Origin of the sequence: Vibrio sp. Sgm 5 (assembly GCF_026241575.1) — a bacterium.
GTDB lineage: Bacteria > Pseudomonadota > Gammaproteobacteria > Enterobacterales > Vibrionaceae > Vibrio > Vibrio jasicida.
Window position 1 is genome coordinate 1 of the sequence record NZ_JAPHPY010000027.1, and the last position, 17,606, is coordinate 17,606.

The following is a 17,606-nucleotide window of genomic DNA, read 5'->3' on the forward strand; positions in this document are numbered from 1 at the left end:
TCAATAAAGGTGCTTTGGGAAGGATGGTTTAAACTACAAACCATCCTTGAAGGCTACGAACTAGCAATGTCTCTTGATCACTAGACTTGTGATCAAGAGACAGGCGAAATCGCAGGCTTTTTAATGCTTTTGTATTGGTTTGGCTTCTTACCAACCAGTCACTTCACGTAGACCTTTGCCAATCTCTGCTAGAGATTTAACAGTCTTTACACCTGCCGCTTCTAGAGCTGCGAATTTGTCTTCGGCAGTACCTTTACCACCAGAGATGATCGCACCTGCGTGCCCCATACGTTTACCAGGAGGAGCAGTAACACCTGCAATATAAGAAACCACTGGCTTAGTTACGTTCTCTTTGATGAACGCCGCAGCTTCTTCTTCCGCAGTACCACCGATTTCACCAATCATTACGATTGCTTCAGTTTCCGGGTCTTCTTGGAACAGTTTTAGGATATCAATAAAGTTTGAACCTGGGATTGGGTCACCACCGATACCAACACATGTAGACTGACCGAAGCCTTCATCTGTTGTTTGTTTAACTGCTTCGTAAGTAAGAGTACCGCTGCGAGATACGATACCTACTTTACCTTTCTTGTGGATGTGACCAGGCATGATACCAATCTTACACTCGTCTGGAGTGATAAGACCTGGACAGTTAGGACCGATCATGCGAACGCCAGTTTCTTCTAGCTTCACTTTAACGTCGATCATATCTGTTGTTGGGATACCTTCAGTGATCGTTACGATCAGCTCGATACCTGCGTCAATCGCTTCTAGGATTGCATCTTTACAGAAAGGTGCTGGCACGTAGATAACGGTTGCTGTCGCGCCAGTTACTTCTACAGCTTCACGTACTGTGTTGAATACTGGAAGACCAAGGTGAGTTTGACCACCTTTACCAGGAGATACACCACCAACCATTTGCGTACCGTATGCGATAGCTTGCTCTGAGTGGAATGTACCTTGACCGCCAGTGAAACCCTGACAGATTACTTTAGTGTCTTTGTTAATTAATACAGACATTATTTAGCCTCCGCAGCAGCAACAACTTTCTGAGCAGCATCTGTTAGAGATTCAGCTGCAATGATATCAACGTCAGAATTCGCAAGTACTTCGCGACCTAGGTCTGCGTTTGTACCTTCTAGACGAACAACTACAGGAACTGTTACGCCTACTTCTTTAACCGCACCGATAATACCTTCAGCGATCATGTCACAACGAACGATACCACCGAAGATGTTTACTAGTACTGCACTAACATTGTCATCAGAAAGGATGATCTTGAATGCTTCAGCTACACGCTCTTTTGTCGCGCCGCCACCTACATCAAGGAAGTTTGCTGGCTTGCCGCCGTGTAGGTTTACGATATCCATCGTACCCATTGCAAGGCCTGCACCGTTAACCATACAGCCAACGTTGCCATCAAGAGCTACGTAGTTCAGTTCCCACTGAGCTGCGTGTGCTTCACGCTCGTCTTCTTGTGAAGGATCGTGCATTTCACGAAGCTTTGGCTGACGGTACATTGCGTTTGAGTCAATGTTGATTTTGCCGTCAAGGCAAAGAAGGTTACCTTCACCTGTAATGACAAGCGGGTTGATTTCTAGTAGCGCTAGGTCGTACTGAGAGAACATCGCGCCAAGACCCATAAAGATCTTAACGAATTGTTTGATTTGATCGCCTTCAAGGCCAAGTTTGAATGCTAGCTCGCGACCTTGGTAAGCTTGAGGGCCTACAAGTGGATCGATTGCCGCTTTATGGATTAGCTCCGGCGTTTCTTCCGCAACTTTTTCGATTTCTACACCACCTTCAGTCGAAGCCATGAAAACGATCTTACGAGTTGCGCGGTCTACAACCGCACCAAGGTAAAGTTCGTTCGCAATGTTAGATGCTTCTTCTACAAGGATTTTAGTAACAGGCTGACCATTTGCGTCTGTTTGGTAAGTAACCAAGTTCTTACCTAGCCATTTTTGTGCGAATTCTTTTACGCCGTCTTTTGTATCGTGTAGTTCTACGCCGCCCGCTTTACCGCGACCACCAGCGTGAACCTGACATTTAACGACTTTCTTTTCAGTAGTGATGCGACCCGCCGCTTCGAAAGCTTCTTGTGGCGTATCACATGCGTAGCCTTCTGGTACAGGCAAACCGAATTCTGCAAACAGCTGTTTGGCTTGGTATTCGTGCAAATTCATTTTGATATTCCGTTTGTTTATCCCTTAGGGGATTTATTATTTCCATAACGCCGCTTCATGCGGTACGTCTGTAGGGTCTTCTCAAATCAACTGCTTATAATTTTATATCGGGGGCAGTTCAAATGAAGGCCAGACGCTGAGCCAGTCTAGCCTTGGATGCTGTAGACGTCGAGCCATCAAGGATAACTCGACGTTTTAGCGATATTAAACGTCTAATAACAGACGCGCTGGATCTTCTAGTAGCTCTTTAATGGTTACCAGGAAGCCCACTGACTCACGGCCATCAATCAAACGGTGGTCGTAAGATAGTGCTAGGTACATCATCGGCAAGATTTCTACTTTGCCATCAACCGCCATTGGACGCTCTTGGATTTTGTGCATACCCAAGATTGCTGATTGTGGTGGGTTAATGATTGGCGTAGACATCAATGAACCAAATACACCGCCATTAGTGATAGTGAAGTTACCGCCCATCAGTTCATCAACGGTTAGCTTGCCGTCACGACCTTTGATTGCTAACTCTTTGATGCCTTTTTCGATGTCAGCAAAACCTAGTGTGTCACAGTCTTTTAGTACTGGCGTCACTAGACCACGTGGCGTAGATACTGCCATGCTGATGTCGAAGTAGTTGTGGTAAACGATATCATCACCATCGATAGATGCGTTCACTTCTGGGTAACGTTTTAGTGCTTCTGTTACTGCTTTCACGTAGAAAGACATGAAACCAAGACGAGTACCGTGGCGTTCTTCGAACTGGTCTTTGTATTGCTTACGAAGGTCCATGATTGGCTTCATGTTCACTTCGTTAAACGTGGTTAGCATTGCCGTGTTGTTCTTCGCTTCTAGAAGACGGTTTGCCACTGTCTTACGCAGACGCGTCATTGGAACACGTTTTTGGCTGCGAGCCGCTGCAGGCGCTTCAACGGCTGCTGGAGCTTCCGCTTTTGGTGCCGCTTTTGCATTTGCAAGGTGCGCTTCAATGTCTTCTCGAGTAATACGACCGCCAACACCAGAGCCTTTTACTTGGCTAGCTTCAAGGCCGTGCTCAGCAAGAAGACGACGAACCGCTGGGCTTAGCGCATCGTTGCTCTCTTCTGTCAGCGTTGCTTTGTGACGCTTATCAGGAGACGCTTCTTTGTCTTCTGTTGAGTCTGTTGTCGGCTCACCCGCTACCGCGCCTGGCTTAAGCTTTGCAAGCAGTTGTTTAGAAAGTACCGTCGCACCTTCTACTTCAATAATGGCTTCTAAAACGCCAGCTTCCGGAGCTGGAACTTCAAGCACAACTTTATCGGTTTCGATATCAACCAGAACTTCATCACGCTCTACCGCGTCGCCTGGTTGTTTGTGCCATGTCGCTACGGTTGCGTCAGCAACTGATTCAGGTAAATCTGGAACCAGAATTTCAATTGTCATATCTGTTTCTTCCTTTAACTTCTAGTTCTTAATTCGAAGTTTTTGAGTTCACGTTCAGAGCGTCTTCAACCAACGCTTTTTGTTGTTTCAAGTGCACCGACATGTAGCCTACTGCTGGCGAAGCAGAAGCTGGGCGACCTGCGTATTTAAGATCTGCACCTGCTGGAATTGCAGCACGGAAGTTGTGTTGACTGCAGTACCAAGCACCTTGGTTTTGAGGCTCTTCCTGACACCAAACAAAATCTTCAACATTCGTGTATTGTTCGATGGCAGCTTGTACTTCATCCAGAGGGAATGGGTACAGTTGCTCAACACGTACAATAGCAACATCATCTTGTTCGTTGTTGCGACGTTGTTCTAGAAGGTCGAAGTAAACCTTACCTGAACAGAACACAACACGTTTCACTTTGCTCGGTTCCAGATTATCAATCTCAGGAATCGCTGGTTGGAATGTGCCATCAGACAATTCTTCCAACGTTGAAGTACAAAGTGGATGACGCAGTAGCGACTTAGGTGACATAACAATCAGTGGGCGACGCATAGGGCGCACCACTTGGCGACGAATCATGTGATAAACCTGTGCTGGCGTAGATGGCACTACAACCTGCATATTCTGTTCAGCACATAATTGTAGGTAACGCTCAAGACGCGCAGATGAGTGCTCAGGACCTTGACCTTCATAACCGTGAGGTAGCAACATCGTTAGACCACATAAGCGTGCCCATTTTTGTTCACCTGATGAGATGAACTGGTCAATCACGACTTGTGCGCCGTTTGCAAAGTCACCGAATTGAGCTTCCCAAATAGTCAAACCACTTGGTTCTGCTGTTGCATAACCGTACTCAAACGCCAATACCGCTTCTTCTGACAACACAGAGTCAAACACTTGGAATGGACCTTGTTTGTCATGAATATTCGCCAGCGGAATGTATGTACTTGCATCATTTTGGTTATGCAAAACAGAGTGACGGTGGAAGAACGTACCACGGCCAGAATCCTGACCCGAGATACGAATACGCTTGCCGTCATCAACGATCGTAGCGTATGCCAGAGTCTCAGCCATGCCCCAGTCAATTGCTTTTTCACCACTGATCATTGCAGAACGATCGTTATAAAGCTTGTTTACGCGGCTTTGCAGTTTATGACTATCAGGGTATTGAATTAGGCGCTGACCAAGCTCTTTAAGGCGAGTCTCATCAAATTTGTTGTCCCAATCCACATCCCAGTCGTGACCAAGGTATGGAGACCAGTCAACCGAATGCAACGCCATTGGACGCCATTCTTTCACCACAACTTCGCCTTTATCTAGCGCGTCGCGGTATTCATTGACCAATTGCGTCGCGACTTCAATGTCTGATTCGTTTTTATCGATCAGTACATCTGCATAAAGCTTACGAGGCGTTGGGTGCTTCTTGATTTTTTGGTACATCAATGGCTGAGTTGCGTTTGGCTCATCGGCTTCGTTGTGACCATGACGACGGTAACAAACCAAGTCAATGACAACATCACGTTTGAACTCATTACGGTAATCCAGTGCAATACGGGTAACGAATGCTACCGCTTCTGGATCATCAGCATTAACGTGGAAAATCGGAGCCTGTACCATCTTAGCGATATCTGTACAGTACATGGTAGAGCGTGTATCGCGAGGGTTTGATGTTGTAAAACCAACTTGGTTGTTTACAACAATACGCACCGTACCACCAACACAGAAGCCACGAGCAAGAGACATGTTGAACGTCTCGGCAACCACACCCTGTCCTGCGATCGCAGAGTCGCCATGAATAGTAATAGGAAGTACGCGACTGCCCTCAAAATCACCTAAGCGATCTTGACGAGCTCGTACAGAGCCAATAACTACTGGATTTACAATCTCAAGGTGAGATGGGTTAAAGGCTAACGCAAGGTGAACATCACCACCTGGCGTCGCAAAGTCAGCAGAGAAACCTTGGTGGTACTTAACATCGCCAGTACCCCATGTATCATCGTGCTTGCCCGCAAACTCATCGAACAAATCTTGTGGCTTCTTACCTAGAACGTTAACCAACATGTTTAAACGTCCGCGGTGAGCCATACCGATCACAACTTCACGCATACCGCTTGTACCAGCATGTCGAATCAGTTCTTTCGTCATCGGAATCAGTGCATCGCCACCTTCTAGCGAGAAGCGTTTCGCCCCTGGGAATTTTGCGCCCAAGTAACGCTCTAGACCTTCAGCAGCCGTTAGCTCCTCAAGAAATGTACGCTTTTCGTCTTTATCGAAAGATGGCTGACCAACGACAGACTCTAAACGCTGTTGAATCCAACGTTTTTGTTCTGTGTCTGTCATGTGCATGTATTCTGCACCAATCGAACCACAGTAGGTTTTCTTAAGTGCTGAGTAGATATCTTTTAACTGCATGGTTTCTTGGCCGACGGCGAAAGAACCTACGTTAAAAGTTTCTGCGAAGTCATCTTCGGTGAGATTGTGGAATGCAGGGTCTAGCTCCGCCACAGGTGGACGTTGCCATAGACCTAGAGGATCGAGCTCTGCAGCTTCATGACCGCGGAAACGGTATGCGTTGATAAGCTGGAGAACTTTTACTTGCTTAGCGTCGACATCTGGATCACTAACTTGGACACTGTAATGCTTTGTTTCTTGAGCGAGTCGTCGGAAGTAGTCGCGGACACGCGAGTGTGGCTGATCAGCCACTTCTTCTGAGTTCTTTGGCAACTCATCGAATACACGTTTCCACTCCTCACTTACCAGATCGGGGTCACTTAGATACAGTTCGTAGAGGTCTTCTACATACGTTGCATTGGCGCCAGCCAAGTGTGAAGACTCGAGCCATGCCTTCATCACGCCGTTGTGCATATTTTCCCTTAACCAGTAGTTTTCACGTTTGCTGCGGTCTGCGCCGAGCTATTAAGAGCCGACCCATTTAGGTCGGCAATTTTTTGTTGTTAATTAAATCGAACGATTGACCAACATCGACTTGATATGACCGATGGCTTTCGTTGGATTTAGCCCCTTAGGACAAACACTTACACAATTCATGATGCCATGGCAACGAAAAACGCTAAATGCATCATCAAGATCGGACAAACGTTCATCAGTCGCTGTATCTCGGCTATCAATTAACCAACGATAGGCCGCTAAAAGACCAGCAGGGCCGATAAATTTATCAGGGTTCCACCAGAAAGACGGACAAGATGTCGTACAACATGCACACATAATACATTCGTACAAACCATCTAGATGCGCACGCTCATCAGGCGATTGTAAGTTTTCACGAGACGGTGGAAGAGCACCATCGTCAATCAAGAAAGGCTTAACTTTCGCATAGTTATCGTAGAACTGAGTCATGTCAACGATAAGATCACGTACAACAGGCAGACCAGGTAATGGTCGAATGACGAGCTTATCGCCTTTCAAAGCAGATAAAGGTGTAATACACGCTAATCCGTTTTTACCATTCATGTTAAGGCCATCAGAACCACACACACCTTCACGACATGAACGACGGAATGCAATGCTAGGGTCTTGCTCCTTCAAAAGGATCAAGGCATCCAGAAGCATCATGTCTGATCCTTCTTCGACCTCAAGCGTGTAGTCTTTCATGTACGGCTTTTGGTCGACATCCGGGTTGTAGCGGTACAAAGAGAAATTCAGTTTCATAATATTACCCTCCTTTCCTTAGTACGTACGTGCTTTTGGCGGAAATGCTTCACGATGGATTGGCTCCATGTTTACACCACGTTTAGCCATTGCTTCCGTTTCCGGGTTGTAGATTGAGTGGCATAGCCACTGCTCATCATCACGGTCTGGAAAGTCAAAGCGAGCATGTGCACCACGGCTTTCTGTGCGGTAGTTTGCTGCTACAGCTGTTGCGTATGCTGTTTCCATCAAGTTCTCTAGTTCTAGACACTCAATACGTTGAGTGTTGAACTCTGTCGATTTGTCAGCAAGGTGTGCGTTCTTCAGACGCTCACGGATAACTTTAAGCTCTTCAAGACCTTTAGCCATTGCATCACCTTCACGGAATACCGAGAAGTTGTTTTGCATACATTGTTGTAGGTCTTTACGAATTTGCGCTGGATCTTCACCGTCAGTGCTATTTTCCCAACGGTTGTAACGCTCTAGTGAACGTTCAATGTCTGCTTCAGTTGCAGGTTTCGCATCAGCTTGTTTAAGCAGTGTTTCACCTAGGTGCAGACCTGTTGCACGACCAAATACCACCAAGTCTAGTAGTGAGTTACCACCAAGACGGTTGGCACCGTGTACTGATACTGATGCAATTTCACCACAAGCGAATAGGCCTTGAACTTCAATATCCGCGCCGCTTTCATCTTGCTTAATCGCTTGGCCTGATACCTGAGTAGGAATACCACCCATCATATAGTGACACGTAGGAATTACTGGGATTGGCTCTTTGACCGGATCAACGTGCGCAAATGTACGAGACAACTCACAAACGCCCGGTAAACGAGACTCCAATGTATCTTTACCTAGGTGATCAAGTTTCAATTTAATATGTGGACCCCAAGGGCCATCACAGCCACGACCTTCACGGATTTCAATCATCATTGAACGTGCAACCACGTCACGACCAGCAAGGTCTTTCGCGTTTGGTGCGTAACGCTCCATGAAGCGTTCGCCGTCCTTGTTTAGAAGGTAACCCCCCTCACCACGACAACCTTCAGTAACAAGAACACCTGCGCCAGCGATACCCGTTGGGTGGAACTGCCACATTTCCATGTCTTGCATTGGGACACCAGCACGAAGTGCCATACCAACACCATCACCAGTATTGATGTGCGCGTTAGTCGTTGATGCGTAAATACGACCTGCACCACCCGTTGCTAAGATGGTTGCTTTCGATTTGAAGTAGCACACTTCACCCGTTTCCATGCATAGCGCCGTACAGCCTAGAACAACACCATCTTCATTTTTAACGATATCAAGAGCATACCACTCAGAGAATACCGTTGTTTTGTGCTTGATGTTTTGTTGGTATAGCGTGTGCAGGAGTGCGTGACCAGTACGGTCAGCCGCTGCCGCTGTACGCGCAGCTTGCTCGCCACCAAAGTTCTTTGACTGGCCACCAAACGGGCGTTGATAAATAGTGCCGTTATCAAAACGAGAGAAAGGAAGACCCATTTTCTCTAGCTCGATAACAGATTCAGGGCCGTTCTTACACATGTATTCGATTGCGTCTTGGTCACCGATATAGTCAGAACCTTTAACCGTATCGTACATGTGCTGTTCCCAATGATCTTCGTGCGCATTACCTAGCGCAACCGTAATACCACCTTGAGCAGAAACAGTGTGTGAACGTGTTGGGAAAACTTTAGATAGCAACGCACATGACAGGCCTTGCTCCGAAATTTGTAGTGCAGCGCGCATACCCGCACCACCAGCGCCGATTACTACGGCATCAAACTCACGAACTGGAATAGACACTTACGCACCCCACAGAATAAATAGACCAGAGAAAACATAGCCGAATAAAACGGCAATAACACCAAGTTGCAATGCACCACGAAGTATCGCGGGCTTAATGTAATCCGTTAACACCTGCCACAAACCAACCCACGCGTGAATTAGAATTGAGACTAAGGCCAACATGGTGAAAACTTTGGTGAACGTACCACCAAAGAATTGGGTCCAAGATGCGTAAGAGATATCTGAGAAAGCGCAGAAGCTAATCAGATAAATCGTGTATAGCGTCATAATGATTGCTGATGCACGAATCAATAAGAAATCGTGGACACCATTACGACCAAATGAAGAGACGTGTTTTACCATACCAAGATCCCCGCCAATAGTGATAATACTGCAGTAGCACCAAATGCGACTTTAGCGCTCATCGCGCCTGAATCGAGTTCTTCGAAATGGCCTAGGTCCATCAACAGGTGACGGACACCACCAGCGATGTGGTAGGCAAGTGCAGTTAGAATTCCCCACAGAATGAATTTCACGAAGAAGCTATCGACGATATCAGCGGCTTCCATAAAACCCATCGGGGATGACAGAGAAATGGACAGTAACCAAAGCAATATGCCCACCGCAACAAACGTAATCACACCCGACACACGATGTAGGATGGACGCGATTGCTGTGATGGGAAAGCGGATGGTCTGTAAATCTAAATTAACAGGTCTTGACTTTCTTTCTTTCACGGGCTTGCTCACTCAGCTCCATTGAGCATTTATTGTTATAACCAATTTCAGCTTCCAAACGTACAAAGGTTAACATTTGATTAACAAATACTCGCAATATGCTCGGAGATAATTGTAAACACTTTGTTAACAAACGGAGTCAGTAAACAAACCTCACTTTTGTTTCCAGCCCCGAATTTATAAGGATTTAACTAAAATTTTCTGTGCCAATATACGGCCAGCAACATTCTAATACAATTGATGTAACAAATTATGCTACATAGAACAGATTTTTAACGATTTTCATGAGAAAAATCATAACAAGTGCACACAAAAATGGAGAAAAATTGACTTTAAGCTTTAACAACAGTACAAAAATGGCACATAAACATCCTGGACGGATTAAATAATAAACAAAGGAGATTGTTATGGCGGATAAGAAAGCTACCCTTCACGTTGAAGGTCATGCGCCGATCGAACTGCCAATTATGGACGGTACGCTAGGTACACCTGTGATTGATGTTCGTAAACTGGGAGCCAATGGTTACTTTACTTTTGACCCAGGTTTTCTTGCCACTGCATCTTGTGAATCATCAATCACGTACATCGACGGCGGCAAAGGTATTCTTTTGCACCGCGGCTACCCGATTGATCAATTAGCCAATAACGCAGATTACTTGGAAGTATGTTACATCCTGCTTTATGGTGAAGCCCCTACCCGTGAGCAATACGAGCAATTCAAAACAACGGTTACTCGCCATACGATGGTGCATGAACAAATCGCAAGCTTCTTCCATGGCTTCCGACGTGATGCACACCCAATGGCAGTAATGTGTGGTGTGGTTGGTGCACTAGCGGCCTTCTACCACGATTCACTCGATATCAACAACGACGAGCACCGTGAGATCGCGGCGTACCGTCTGCTGTCTAAAATGCCAACATTGGCGGCGATGTGTTACAAGTACTCTATCGGTCAGCCATTTATCTATCCTCGTAACGACTTAAGCTACGCAGAAAACTTCCTACACATGATGTACGCAAACCCATGTGAAGAATACGAAGTAAACCCTGTTGTTGCTCGTGCGATGGATAAGATCTTCACACTTCACGCAGATCACGAACAAAACGCATCGACATCAACGGTTCGTTTGTCCGGTTCTTCTGGTGCGAACCCGTTCGCATGTATTGCCGCAGGTATTGCTTCTCTATGGGGTCCTGCGCACGGTGGTGCAAACGAAGCATGTCTGAAGATGCTTGAAGAGATCGGAAGCGTAGATAACATCCCTGAATACGTAGAGCGTGCAAAAGACAAAGATGATCCATTCCGTCTAATGGGCTTCGGTCACCGCGTTTACAAAAACTACGATCCACGTGCAACGGTAATGCGTGAAACATGTCACGAAGTACTAAAAGAGCTAAACATCAAGGATCCACTGCTAGACGTTGCAATGGAACTTGAACGTATTGCTCTTTCTGACGAATACTTCGTGTCTAAGAAGCTATACCCGAACGTAGACTTCTACTCAGGCATCATCCTAAAAGCAATCGGTATTCCTGTATCGATGTTTACGGTTATCTTCGCGATTTCTCGTACTATCGGTTGGATTGCTCACTGGAACGAAATGCACAGCGATCCACTAAACCGAATCGGTCGTCCTCGTCAGCTATACACTGGTGAAACTCAACGCGAGTTCTCTCCACTGCACGAGCGTGAGTAGGCGTTAGAATCGAGAATCGAGAATCGAGAATCGAGAATCGAGAATCGAGAATCGGATAAGTGTTGGGGTTGACGTGAAAGCGTCAACCCTTTCTATTTGGAAAAGATGAGAACGAGCTTCGCTCTATGGAACACTTCGCCTCAAGATGCGAGAGATAATTGCGTAACACTTTCGCATCTCAAAGGACAAAGCCCGCCCCTTCTATACTGGGTTATCAATATCAATAAACGTAACGTCTAAACCGTGCTCCTGCGCTAACCATTCACCCAACGCTTTAATGCCGTAACGTTCGGTTGCGTGATGACCTGCAGAGAAGTAATGGATATCCAATTCACGAGCCGTGTAAGTCGTACGCTCTGAGATCTCGCCCGAAATAAATGCATCTAATCCATGCTGAGCCGCAAGCTCAATGAAGTCTTGACCACCGCCGGTACACCAACCAACAGTCTCAATCATTTTTTCTGCATTGTCAGGCGCGATATGCAAAGGTTCACGGTTTAATACGTGATTGATTTTGTTCGTGAAATCAGTGCCAGTCATTGCTTGTTTTAAGCGGCCAAACAGAGCGACAGATTGAGGGTGCCCTTCTAAGCCACCTTCCACTTCAATGTCTAGCAAGCGTGCCAACTCTGCGTTGTTACCCAACTCAGGATGAATATCTAACGGTAAATGGTAGCCGTAAAGGTTGATGTCATTTTTGATCAAACTGCGGATACGCTTTCCTTTCATACCACGAATTGGCTCTGGTTCACCTTTCCAAAAGTATCCGTGGTGAACAAGCAGTGCATCAGCCTCTAACTCGATGGCTTTATCGATCAATGCTTGTGAGGCCGTTACGCCTGTCACGATGCGTTTGATTTCTGATTTGCCTTCAACTTGCATTCCATTCGGTGCGTAGTCTTTAATAAGTTGCGGCGATAATTTCTCGTTAAGGATCTTTTCCAGCTGTAAATTATTCATTGTTACTTCCAATACTTGTGGCTTAAACAAAGTGTATATCGAACCGCGATCAGGATGCTAGTTGTGGCATCCCCAACCAGAATAAATTTCGATACAATAGAAAGGCTCTGCCTGCAACAACAAGGATAATGGATGAATTCTCTACAACGTTTCTATCAATGGATTGCTAGCACCCCACCACTTTTTAAACTTCAAACGCCCTTTGTCACCGTCGAAGACATTCTGACACCACCTCTATCGGACAATGAAGATTACGATGGCAATCCACGACTTGGCTTCCTTTACCAACACCTTTGCACCAAGCTACTGACTTGCTCGCCTCGATATGAACTGGTTGCTGAAGAGATTCAACTCAACGACACGGCTGGCCGCACAATTGGCGCCATCGATTTGATCCTCGAGAATCAGGAAACCAAACAATACGAGCATTGGGAAGTGGCCATCAAATTTTACTTACTGAATGAAGGCATTTGGTATGGCCCGAATGCACATGACCAACTGCATAAGAAACTCGATCGCATGCTTACCCACCAACTAAAAATGAGCCAGAGAGAAGAGTTCCACCAGCAGTTACCGTTAGACGTTGTACCGAGCGAACACTTGCTGATGCAAGGTCGCCTCTATGTAAATCCTTTTTCAGACGAGCCAACCCCTACAACCTGTTTAGGTTACGAGCTAAACCAAAGCCAAATATCCGGCAATTGGTGTTATCAAAGCCAATGGGAAGGGATTAAAGAACCTTTATATGCTCTTTCCAAACCACTATGGGCAATTGGCAATGAGGAGTTCTTGGAACCCATCGATAAACCATCAGATAGGTTTATTCACGCTCAAACAAAGAGTGGTCAATTTTGGTTTGTTGTACCTGATACGTGGCCGAACTAAAACGGGAAACGATTTTATTTTGCTTTTCTAGGAACAAGTTCCGTCAACACCTTCTTAATCAAAATACCTTTCCGCTATACTCTCAACGAGCACCTCTCGATTCCTAGAGCGAAGCGTTCCCGACTCTCGAAGCGCAGCGTTCCCTCTTCACAAACAAAAAGGGCCGACGCAATGTCGACCCTTTCGAACCTTAATCGTTTGAATTACAAACCAGCGGCTGCAAATACTTGATTAACGATTTCCTGTGCTTCTGCTTCGATTTGTTTTAGGTGCTCTTCACCTTTAAAGCTTTCACAGTAAATCTTGTAGATGTCTTCAGTGCCTGATGGACGAGCAGCGAACCAGCCATTGGCTGTCGTTACTTTAAGACCTCCAATTGCAGCGCCATTACCTGGAGCGTGCGTTAAGCGAGCAGTAATTGTATCACCTGCTAGAGTTTCAGCCGCTACCATTTCTGGCGACAACTTCTTCAGTACGTCTTTTTGTGGGCCGTTTGCTACAGCTTGAATACGGTTGTACTTAGATTCACCGTGCTTCGCTGCAAGCTCTTCATAGTAATCTTGAGGGTTCTTACCCGTTACCGCAGTGATCTCTGCCGCTAGAAGACATAGCAAGATGCCGTCTTTGTCTGTTGACCAAGGCGTACCATCTTTACGAAGGAAAGATGCACCAGCGCTTTCTTCACCGCCGAAACCGAACTTACCAGTGTACAGGCCATCCACAAACCATTTGAAGCCAACAGGTACTTCACATAGCTCACGACCTAGATCCGCAACAACACGGTCAATCAGAGCACTTGATACTAGCGTTTTACCCACAGCGACATCTTTACCCCACGCGTCACGGTGACGGTATAGGTAATCGATACAAACCGCTAAGAAGTGATTCGGGTTCATCAAACCTTTTGGCGTAACGATACCGTGACGGTCATAGTCAGGGTCGTTACCGAATGCTAGATCGTATTCGTCTTTCAGTGCCAATAGACCCGCCATTGCGTAAGGAGAAGAACAGTCCATACGTACAACGCCGTCTTTATCTAATGACATGAATTGGAAAGAAGGATCAATCGCTTCACTTACTAGCGTTAGGTCTAGGTTATATGCCTGACCAATTTGACGCCAGTAATCGATGCCGCTGCCACCCAATGGATCTACACCAATCTTCAGGTTTGCTTTTTGGATTGCTTCCATATCGATAACGTTCACTAGATCATCGATGTATGGTTTCACCAAGTCCATCTCAACAAACAGATCCGATGCTTTCGCTTCTGCCAGTGGTAGGCGTTTAACACCTTGTAAATCTTCTGCAATCAGAGCGTTCGCACGATCTTCGATCGCCTGAGTTAGCTCTGCTTCAGCTGGACCACCGTGAGTCGGGTTGTATTTAATACCACCGTCTTGTGGTGGGTTATGAGATGGGGTAATCACGATGCCATCTGCTTTGTCATCATGCTTGATGTTATAAGTCAGAATCGCGTGTGAAATACCAGGCGTTGGCGTGTAGCCGTTGTCTTGCTGGACAATCACTGTCACACCGTTTGCAATCAATACTTCAATCACACTTGAAAACGCTGGTTCAGATAGCGCGTGCGTGTCTTTGCCCACAAACAATGGGCCTGTTGTACCTTGCTCAGCACGAACTTCTGCTACCGCTTGAGCGATCGCTAAAATGTGGTTTTCGTTAAAAGTGTACTTGTCTGCAGTACCGCGGTGGCCAGAAGTACCAAATTGAACTTTGTGTTCTGCGTTTGCTGCGTCTGGTTGAAGTAAGAAGTAGTTAGCAACGAGTGCTGGGATATTGTGAAGATCTTCCTGCTGCGCTTTTTGCCCAGCACGAGGGTGCATAGCCATGTTTGACATCCTTTCTTTAAATACAAATAAAATCAAAAAAGCCTCATAATATCCGCTATACGCTACACATTATGAGGCTTCTATCAGGTTTCTTAGATTGAACCTGTTACTTTCTCTATCAAGTCAGGCTGGAATTCCATATGAGTCATCACCTGCTCAACCATCTGTCGCTTGCGACTGGTGTTGTTATTAGTGATTACCCAAAATGGCGTACCAGGAATTGCTTTAGGCTTGGTGGTATTGCCGTTTGCTAGCAGAGTATCTTCATTATCAGCAAAGTAAACGCGCTTGCGCCCTTTTACTTTCGTTGCTTGAGAGAAGCTCTCTGGATTTAACGTGTGTAAGGTTGATAGAACCAACATGAAGCGATCAATCGCTTTCTTAAGGCCAGCAAACTCATCAGAAATCAGTAGAGAACGCATCTCTTTTACGGTATCCACTGATTCTGTTTTACCAGCATCTTTACTTACTACAATCCCTTGTGGCTGCTCGATTACAGGTGCCACGACGGCTTCCTGCAACTGACCATCAAGGTTCAAAAGGCGTCGTAAAATATCCGAGGCACTTTCACCGATATGCTTGGTTTGACCCGCAATGTAACGGTATAGATCCTCATCAACCTCAATTGTTTTCATTCGCTTTTCACATTCTCAATGTTTAAACTCTGGGGGATTATAACGAGATCCTCGCGGATACTCCACGTTAAACCCATCACGAATAAGATAAAATGTCAGCATTACTCAACTATAAGCAGGAAGGGCAAGGCCAAACGGTTGTTTTGATTCATGGATTGTTTGGCAGTTTCAGTAATCTAGGTTTACTGGCTCGCGACCTCGTTCAAGATCACTGTGTGATCTGTATTGATCTACGAAATCATGGCATCTCTTTCCATTCAGACACACACAATTACGAAGTGATGGCACAAGATGTTGCTGATTTGCTTCGCCATTTAAGCATCGAACCAGCACTTGTCATCGGCCACTCTATGGGTGGAAAAGTTGCGATGAAACTGGCAGATATAGCTCCTGAATTCGTAAAACAACTTATTGTCTTAGATATGGCGCCAGTGGCTTACCAGACTAATCGCCATGACAACGTCTTTAATGGTCTGCAAGCCGTAGTAAAAGAACAACCAACTAACCGCCAACAAACCATGGACATTCTTGCTCAACATATTGAAATGGATGGTGTAAGACAATTCTTATCGAAATCGTTATACAAAAACGGCGATAAAATGGATTGGCGCTTTAATGTCGCAAGCTTATTCAACAATTATGATCAGATTATTGGCTGGCAAGAAATTGCTACCACAGATATTCCAACTCTGTTTGTTAAAGGTGGTGATTCAGACTACCTAATGCCTGAGCATCAGCCTGCTGTTAAGCGTCAGTTTAACAACGCAAAAGCACACATTATCGCCAATACCGGACACTGGTTACATGCAGAGAAACCTGCTGAAGTAATGCGTGTGATCAGGAAATATATTTCGAGTTAACAAATTCGAAAAACAACGCCAGATTATTGAAATAACCCTTCTTGTTGTGCATTAACTTTACTGTTTAACAGTGGTATAGTGCGCCCAAGAATTTTTGGCATGAAGGACGACAATGCTATACGACTATATGGACATGCTCGAGTCGATTGGGCTCGATCTGCTTTTTGCTGCTATCTTCTTTTTCATCGGGATGGCAATAAAAGATGTGCTAAAACAAGGTAACGTACCTGTTTTCGGTCGTCGTATTGTGTGGTTGGTTCTTTTCCTTGGCTGCGCTGGTTTCATCGCGAAAGGCCTGATTCAGCTCAGTTGGGAAGGCACAGGGCTTGGTTAAGCTCTTCTCCCCATCGCCAGTAACAAACAATGTAAAGGTATAGACTCTATGGCAAGTGTAGGTATCTTCTTCGGTAGCGACACAGGTAATACTGAAGCCGTTGCAAAGATGATTCAAAAGCAACTAGGTAAACAACTAGTTCACGTTCAAGACATCGCAAAAAGCAGCAAAGAAGACATTGATAACTTTGATCTTCTTCTTCTAGGTATCCCTACGTGGTACTACGGTGAAGCGCAATGTGATTGGGATGATTTCTTCCCTGAGCTTGAGCAAGTAGACTTCTCAACAAAGCTAGTCGCTATCTTTGGTTGTGGTGACCAAGAAGATTACGCAGAGTACTTCTGTGATGCGATGGGTACAGTTCGTGACATCGTTGAAGCAAAAGGCGGTACTATCCTTGGCCACACTTCAACTGAAAGTTACGAGTTTGAAGCGTCTAAAGCACTTGTAGAAGGCGACGATAGCCAGTTTGTTGGCCTATGTATCGACGAAGATCGTCAACCAGAATTGACTGATGAACGTGTCGAAAACTGGGTTAAGCAAATCTATGAAGAAATGTGCCTAGCTGAGCTTGAAGGCTAATACAGCACCTATTGAAAAAGACCTCCACCTTGGAGGTCTTTT

At 45.7% G+C, this 17,606-nt stretch carries 16 protein-coding genes; 5 read left to right on the top strand and 11 right to left on the bottom strand.

The annotated features are described in order from the left end of the window. Positions 1-147 precede the first annotated feature (147 nt). The 8 genes from sucD to sdhC all read right to left on the bottom strand — a co-directional run bounded on the left by sucD (position 148) and on the right by sdhC (position 9,773). Entirely contained in the window at positions 148-1,020 is an 873-nt protein-coding gene (sucD, locus tag OQJ86_RS15380) for a succinate--CoA ligase subunit alpha (RefSeq protein WP_038877586.1), read from the bottom strand. Then, entirely contained in the window at positions 1,020-2,186 is a 1,167-nt protein-coding gene (sucC, locus tag OQJ86_RS15385; protein ID WP_038877583.1) for an ADP-forming succinate--CoA ligase subunit beta, read from the bottom strand. Before sucC ends, sucD begins: the two co-directional genes overlap by 1 nt. Before the next feature lie 204 nt (positions 2,187-2,390). Further along, positions 2,391-3,599 (bottom strand): 2-oxoglutarate dehydrogenase complex dihydrolipoyllysine-residue succinyltransferase, encoded by a 1,209-nt coding sequence (gene odhB / locus OQJ86_RS15390; protein WP_038865677.1) that lies wholly within the window; start codon positions 3,597-3,599, stop codon positions 2,391-2,393. 28 nt (positions 3,600-3,627) lie between these two features. Then, positions 3,628-6,453 (bottom strand): 2-oxoglutarate dehydrogenase E1 component, encoded by a 2,826-nt coding sequence (sucA, locus tag OQJ86_RS15395; protein ID WP_038877581.1) that lies wholly within the window; start codon positions 6,451-6,453, stop codon positions 3,628-3,630. A 93-nt stretch (positions 6,454-6,546) separates the two neighbouring features. Then, positions 6,547-7,257 carry a succinate dehydrogenase iron-sulfur subunit gene (locus OQJ86_RS15400; RefSeq protein ID WP_038865681.1) on the bottom strand — a complete coding sequence of 237 codons (711 nt, stop codon included), beginning with the start codon at positions 7,255-7,257 and terminating at the stop codon, positions 6,547-6,549. Positions 7,258-7,275: 18 nt separating this feature from the next. Beyond that, positions 7,276-9,042, bottom strand: coding sequence for a succinate dehydrogenase flavoprotein subunit (gene sdhA, locus OQJ86_RS15405; RefSeq protein ID WP_061036238.1), 1,767 nt, complete (start codon positions 9,040-9,042; stop codon positions 7,276-7,278). Next, positions 9,043-9,387, bottom strand: a complete 345-nt coding sequence (sdhD, locus tag OQJ86_RS15410; protein ID WP_038865684.1) for a succinate dehydrogenase, hydrophobic membrane anchor protein — start codon at positions 9,385-9,387, stop codon at positions 9,043-9,045. Next, complete coding sequence (sdhC, locus tag OQJ86_RS15415) at positions 9,381-9,773, bottom strand: succinate dehydrogenase cytochrome b556 subunit (protein ID WP_005446421.1); 393 nt, start codon at positions 9,771-9,773, stop codon at positions 9,381-9,383. Before sdhC ends, sdhD begins: the two co-directional genes overlap by 7 nt. 395 nt (positions 9,774-10,168) lie before the next feature. On the opposite strand from sdhC, the gene OQJ86_RS15420 reads away from it, so the two are divergent. Continuing rightward, on the top strand, positions 10,169-11,458 hold the full coding sequence (locus OQJ86_RS15420; protein ID WP_038865686.1) for a citrate synthase: 1,290 nt from the start codon (positions 10,169-10,171) through the stop codon (positions 11,456-11,458). Positions 11,459-11,659: 201 nt separating this feature from the next. Here OQJ86_RS15420 and OQJ86_RS15425 read toward each other — a convergent pair whose 3' ends face one another. Beyond that, positions 11,660-12,418, bottom strand: a complete 759-nt coding sequence (locus OQJ86_RS15425) for a Nif3-like dinuclear metal center hexameric protein (protein WP_045422565.1) — start codon at positions 12,416-12,418, stop codon at positions 11,660-11,662. A gap of 132 nt (positions 12,419-12,550) precedes the next feature. Between OQJ86_RS15425 and OQJ86_RS15430 the strand changes: the two genes are divergently transcribed. After that, on the top strand, positions 12,551-13,303 hold the full coding sequence (locus tag OQJ86_RS15430) for a DUF1853 family protein (protein ID WP_265988305.1): 753 nt from the start codon (positions 12,551-12,553) through the stop codon (positions 13,301-13,303). 203 nt (positions 13,304-13,506) lie between these two features. Here the strand turns inward: OQJ86_RS15430 and pgm are convergent, their stop codons facing one another. Together pgm and seqA are read right to left on the bottom strand one after the other, a co-directional pair. Further along, entirely contained in the window at positions 13,507-15,153 is a 1,647-nt protein-coding gene (gene pgm, locus OQJ86_RS15435) for a phosphoglucomutase (alpha-D-glucose-1,6-bisphosphate-dependent) (protein ID WP_265988306.1), read from the bottom strand. 92 nt (positions 15,154-15,245) lie between these two features. Then, positions 15,246-15,788: a replication initiation negative regulator SeqA gene (gene seqA, locus OQJ86_RS15440; RefSeq protein ID WP_038865694.1), complete on the bottom strand. Its 543-nt coding sequence runs from the start codon at positions 15,786-15,788 to the stop codon at positions 15,246-15,248. Positions 15,789-15,880: 92 nt separating this feature from the next. On the opposite strand from seqA, the gene OQJ86_RS15445 reads away from it, so the two are divergent. The 3 genes from OQJ86_RS15445 (at position 15,881) to fldA (ending at position 17,564) form a co-directional block, all read left to right on the top strand. Further along, positions 15,881-16,648, top strand: coding sequence for an alpha/beta fold hydrolase (locus OQJ86_RS15445; RefSeq protein WP_265988307.1), 768 nt, complete (start codon positions 15,881-15,883; stop codon positions 16,646-16,648). A gap of 112 nt (positions 16,649-16,760) precedes the next feature. Further along, the gene (locus tag OQJ86_RS15450; protein ID WP_005446406.1) at positions 16,761-16,982 is read left to right on the top strand and encodes a DUF2788 domain-containing protein; all 222 of its coding nucleotides are present in this window, start codon (positions 16,761-16,763) and stop codon (positions 16,980-16,982) included. A 48-nt stretch (positions 16,983-17,030) separates the two neighbouring features. Continuing rightward, complete coding sequence (gene fldA / locus OQJ86_RS15455) at positions 17,031-17,564, top strand: flavodoxin FldA (protein ID WP_038865696.1); 534 nt, start codon at positions 17,031-17,033, stop codon at positions 17,562-17,564. The last annotated feature ends 42 nt before the right edge of the window (positions 17,565-17,606 follow it).

Coding starts and splice junctions, on each gene's coding strand:
- sucC (WP_038877583.1), bottom strand. CDS start 2,186: ATGAATTTGCACGAATACCAAGCCAAACAGCTGTTTGCAGAATTCGGT.
- sucD (WP_038877586.1), bottom strand. CDS start 1,020: ATGTCTGTATTAATTAACAAAGACACTAAAGTAATCTGTCAGGGTTTC.
- OQJ86_RS15445 (WP_265988307.1), top strand. CDS start 15,881: ATGTCAGCATTACTCAACTATAAGCAGGAAGGGCAAGGCCAAACGGTT.
- sucA (WP_038877581.1), bottom strand. CDS start 6,453: ATGCACAACGGCGTGATGAAGGCATGGCTCGAGTCTTCACACTTGGCT.
- seqA (WP_038865694.1), bottom strand. CDS start 15,788: ATGAAAACAATTGAGGTTGATGAGGATCTATACCGTTACATTGCGGGT.
- odhB (WP_038865677.1), bottom strand. CDS start 3,599: ATGACAATTGAAATTCTGGTTCCAGATTTACCTGAATCAGTTGCTGAC.
- OQJ86_RS15420 (WP_038865686.1), top strand. CDS start 10,169: ATGGCGGATAAGAAAGCTACCCTTCACGTTGAAGGTCATGCGCCGATC.
- OQJ86_RS15430 (WP_265988305.1), top strand. CDS start 12,551: ATGAATTCTCTACAACGTTTCTATCAATGGATTGCTAGCACCCCACCA.
- fldA (WP_038865696.1), top strand. CDS start 17,031: ATGGCAAGTGTAGGTATCTTCTTCGGTAGCGACACAGGTAATACTGAA.
- sdhD (WP_038865684.1), bottom strand. CDS start 9,387: ATGGTAAAACACGTCTCTTCATTTGGTCGTAATGGTGTCCACGATTTC.
- pgm (WP_265988306.1), bottom strand. CDS start 15,153: ATGGCTATGCACCCTCGTGCTGGGCAAAAAGCGCAGCAGGAAGATCTT.
- OQJ86_RS15425 (WP_045422565.1), bottom strand. CDS start 12,418: ATGAATAATTTACAGCTGGAAAAGATCCTTAACGAGAAATTATCGCCG.
- OQJ86_RS15400 (WP_038865681.1), bottom strand. CDS start 7,257: ATGAAACTGAATTTCTCTTTGTACCGCTACAACCCGGATGTCGACCAA.
- OQJ86_RS15450 (WP_005446406.1), top strand. CDS start 16,761: ATGCTATACGACTATATGGACATGCTCGAGTCGATTGGGCTCGATCTG.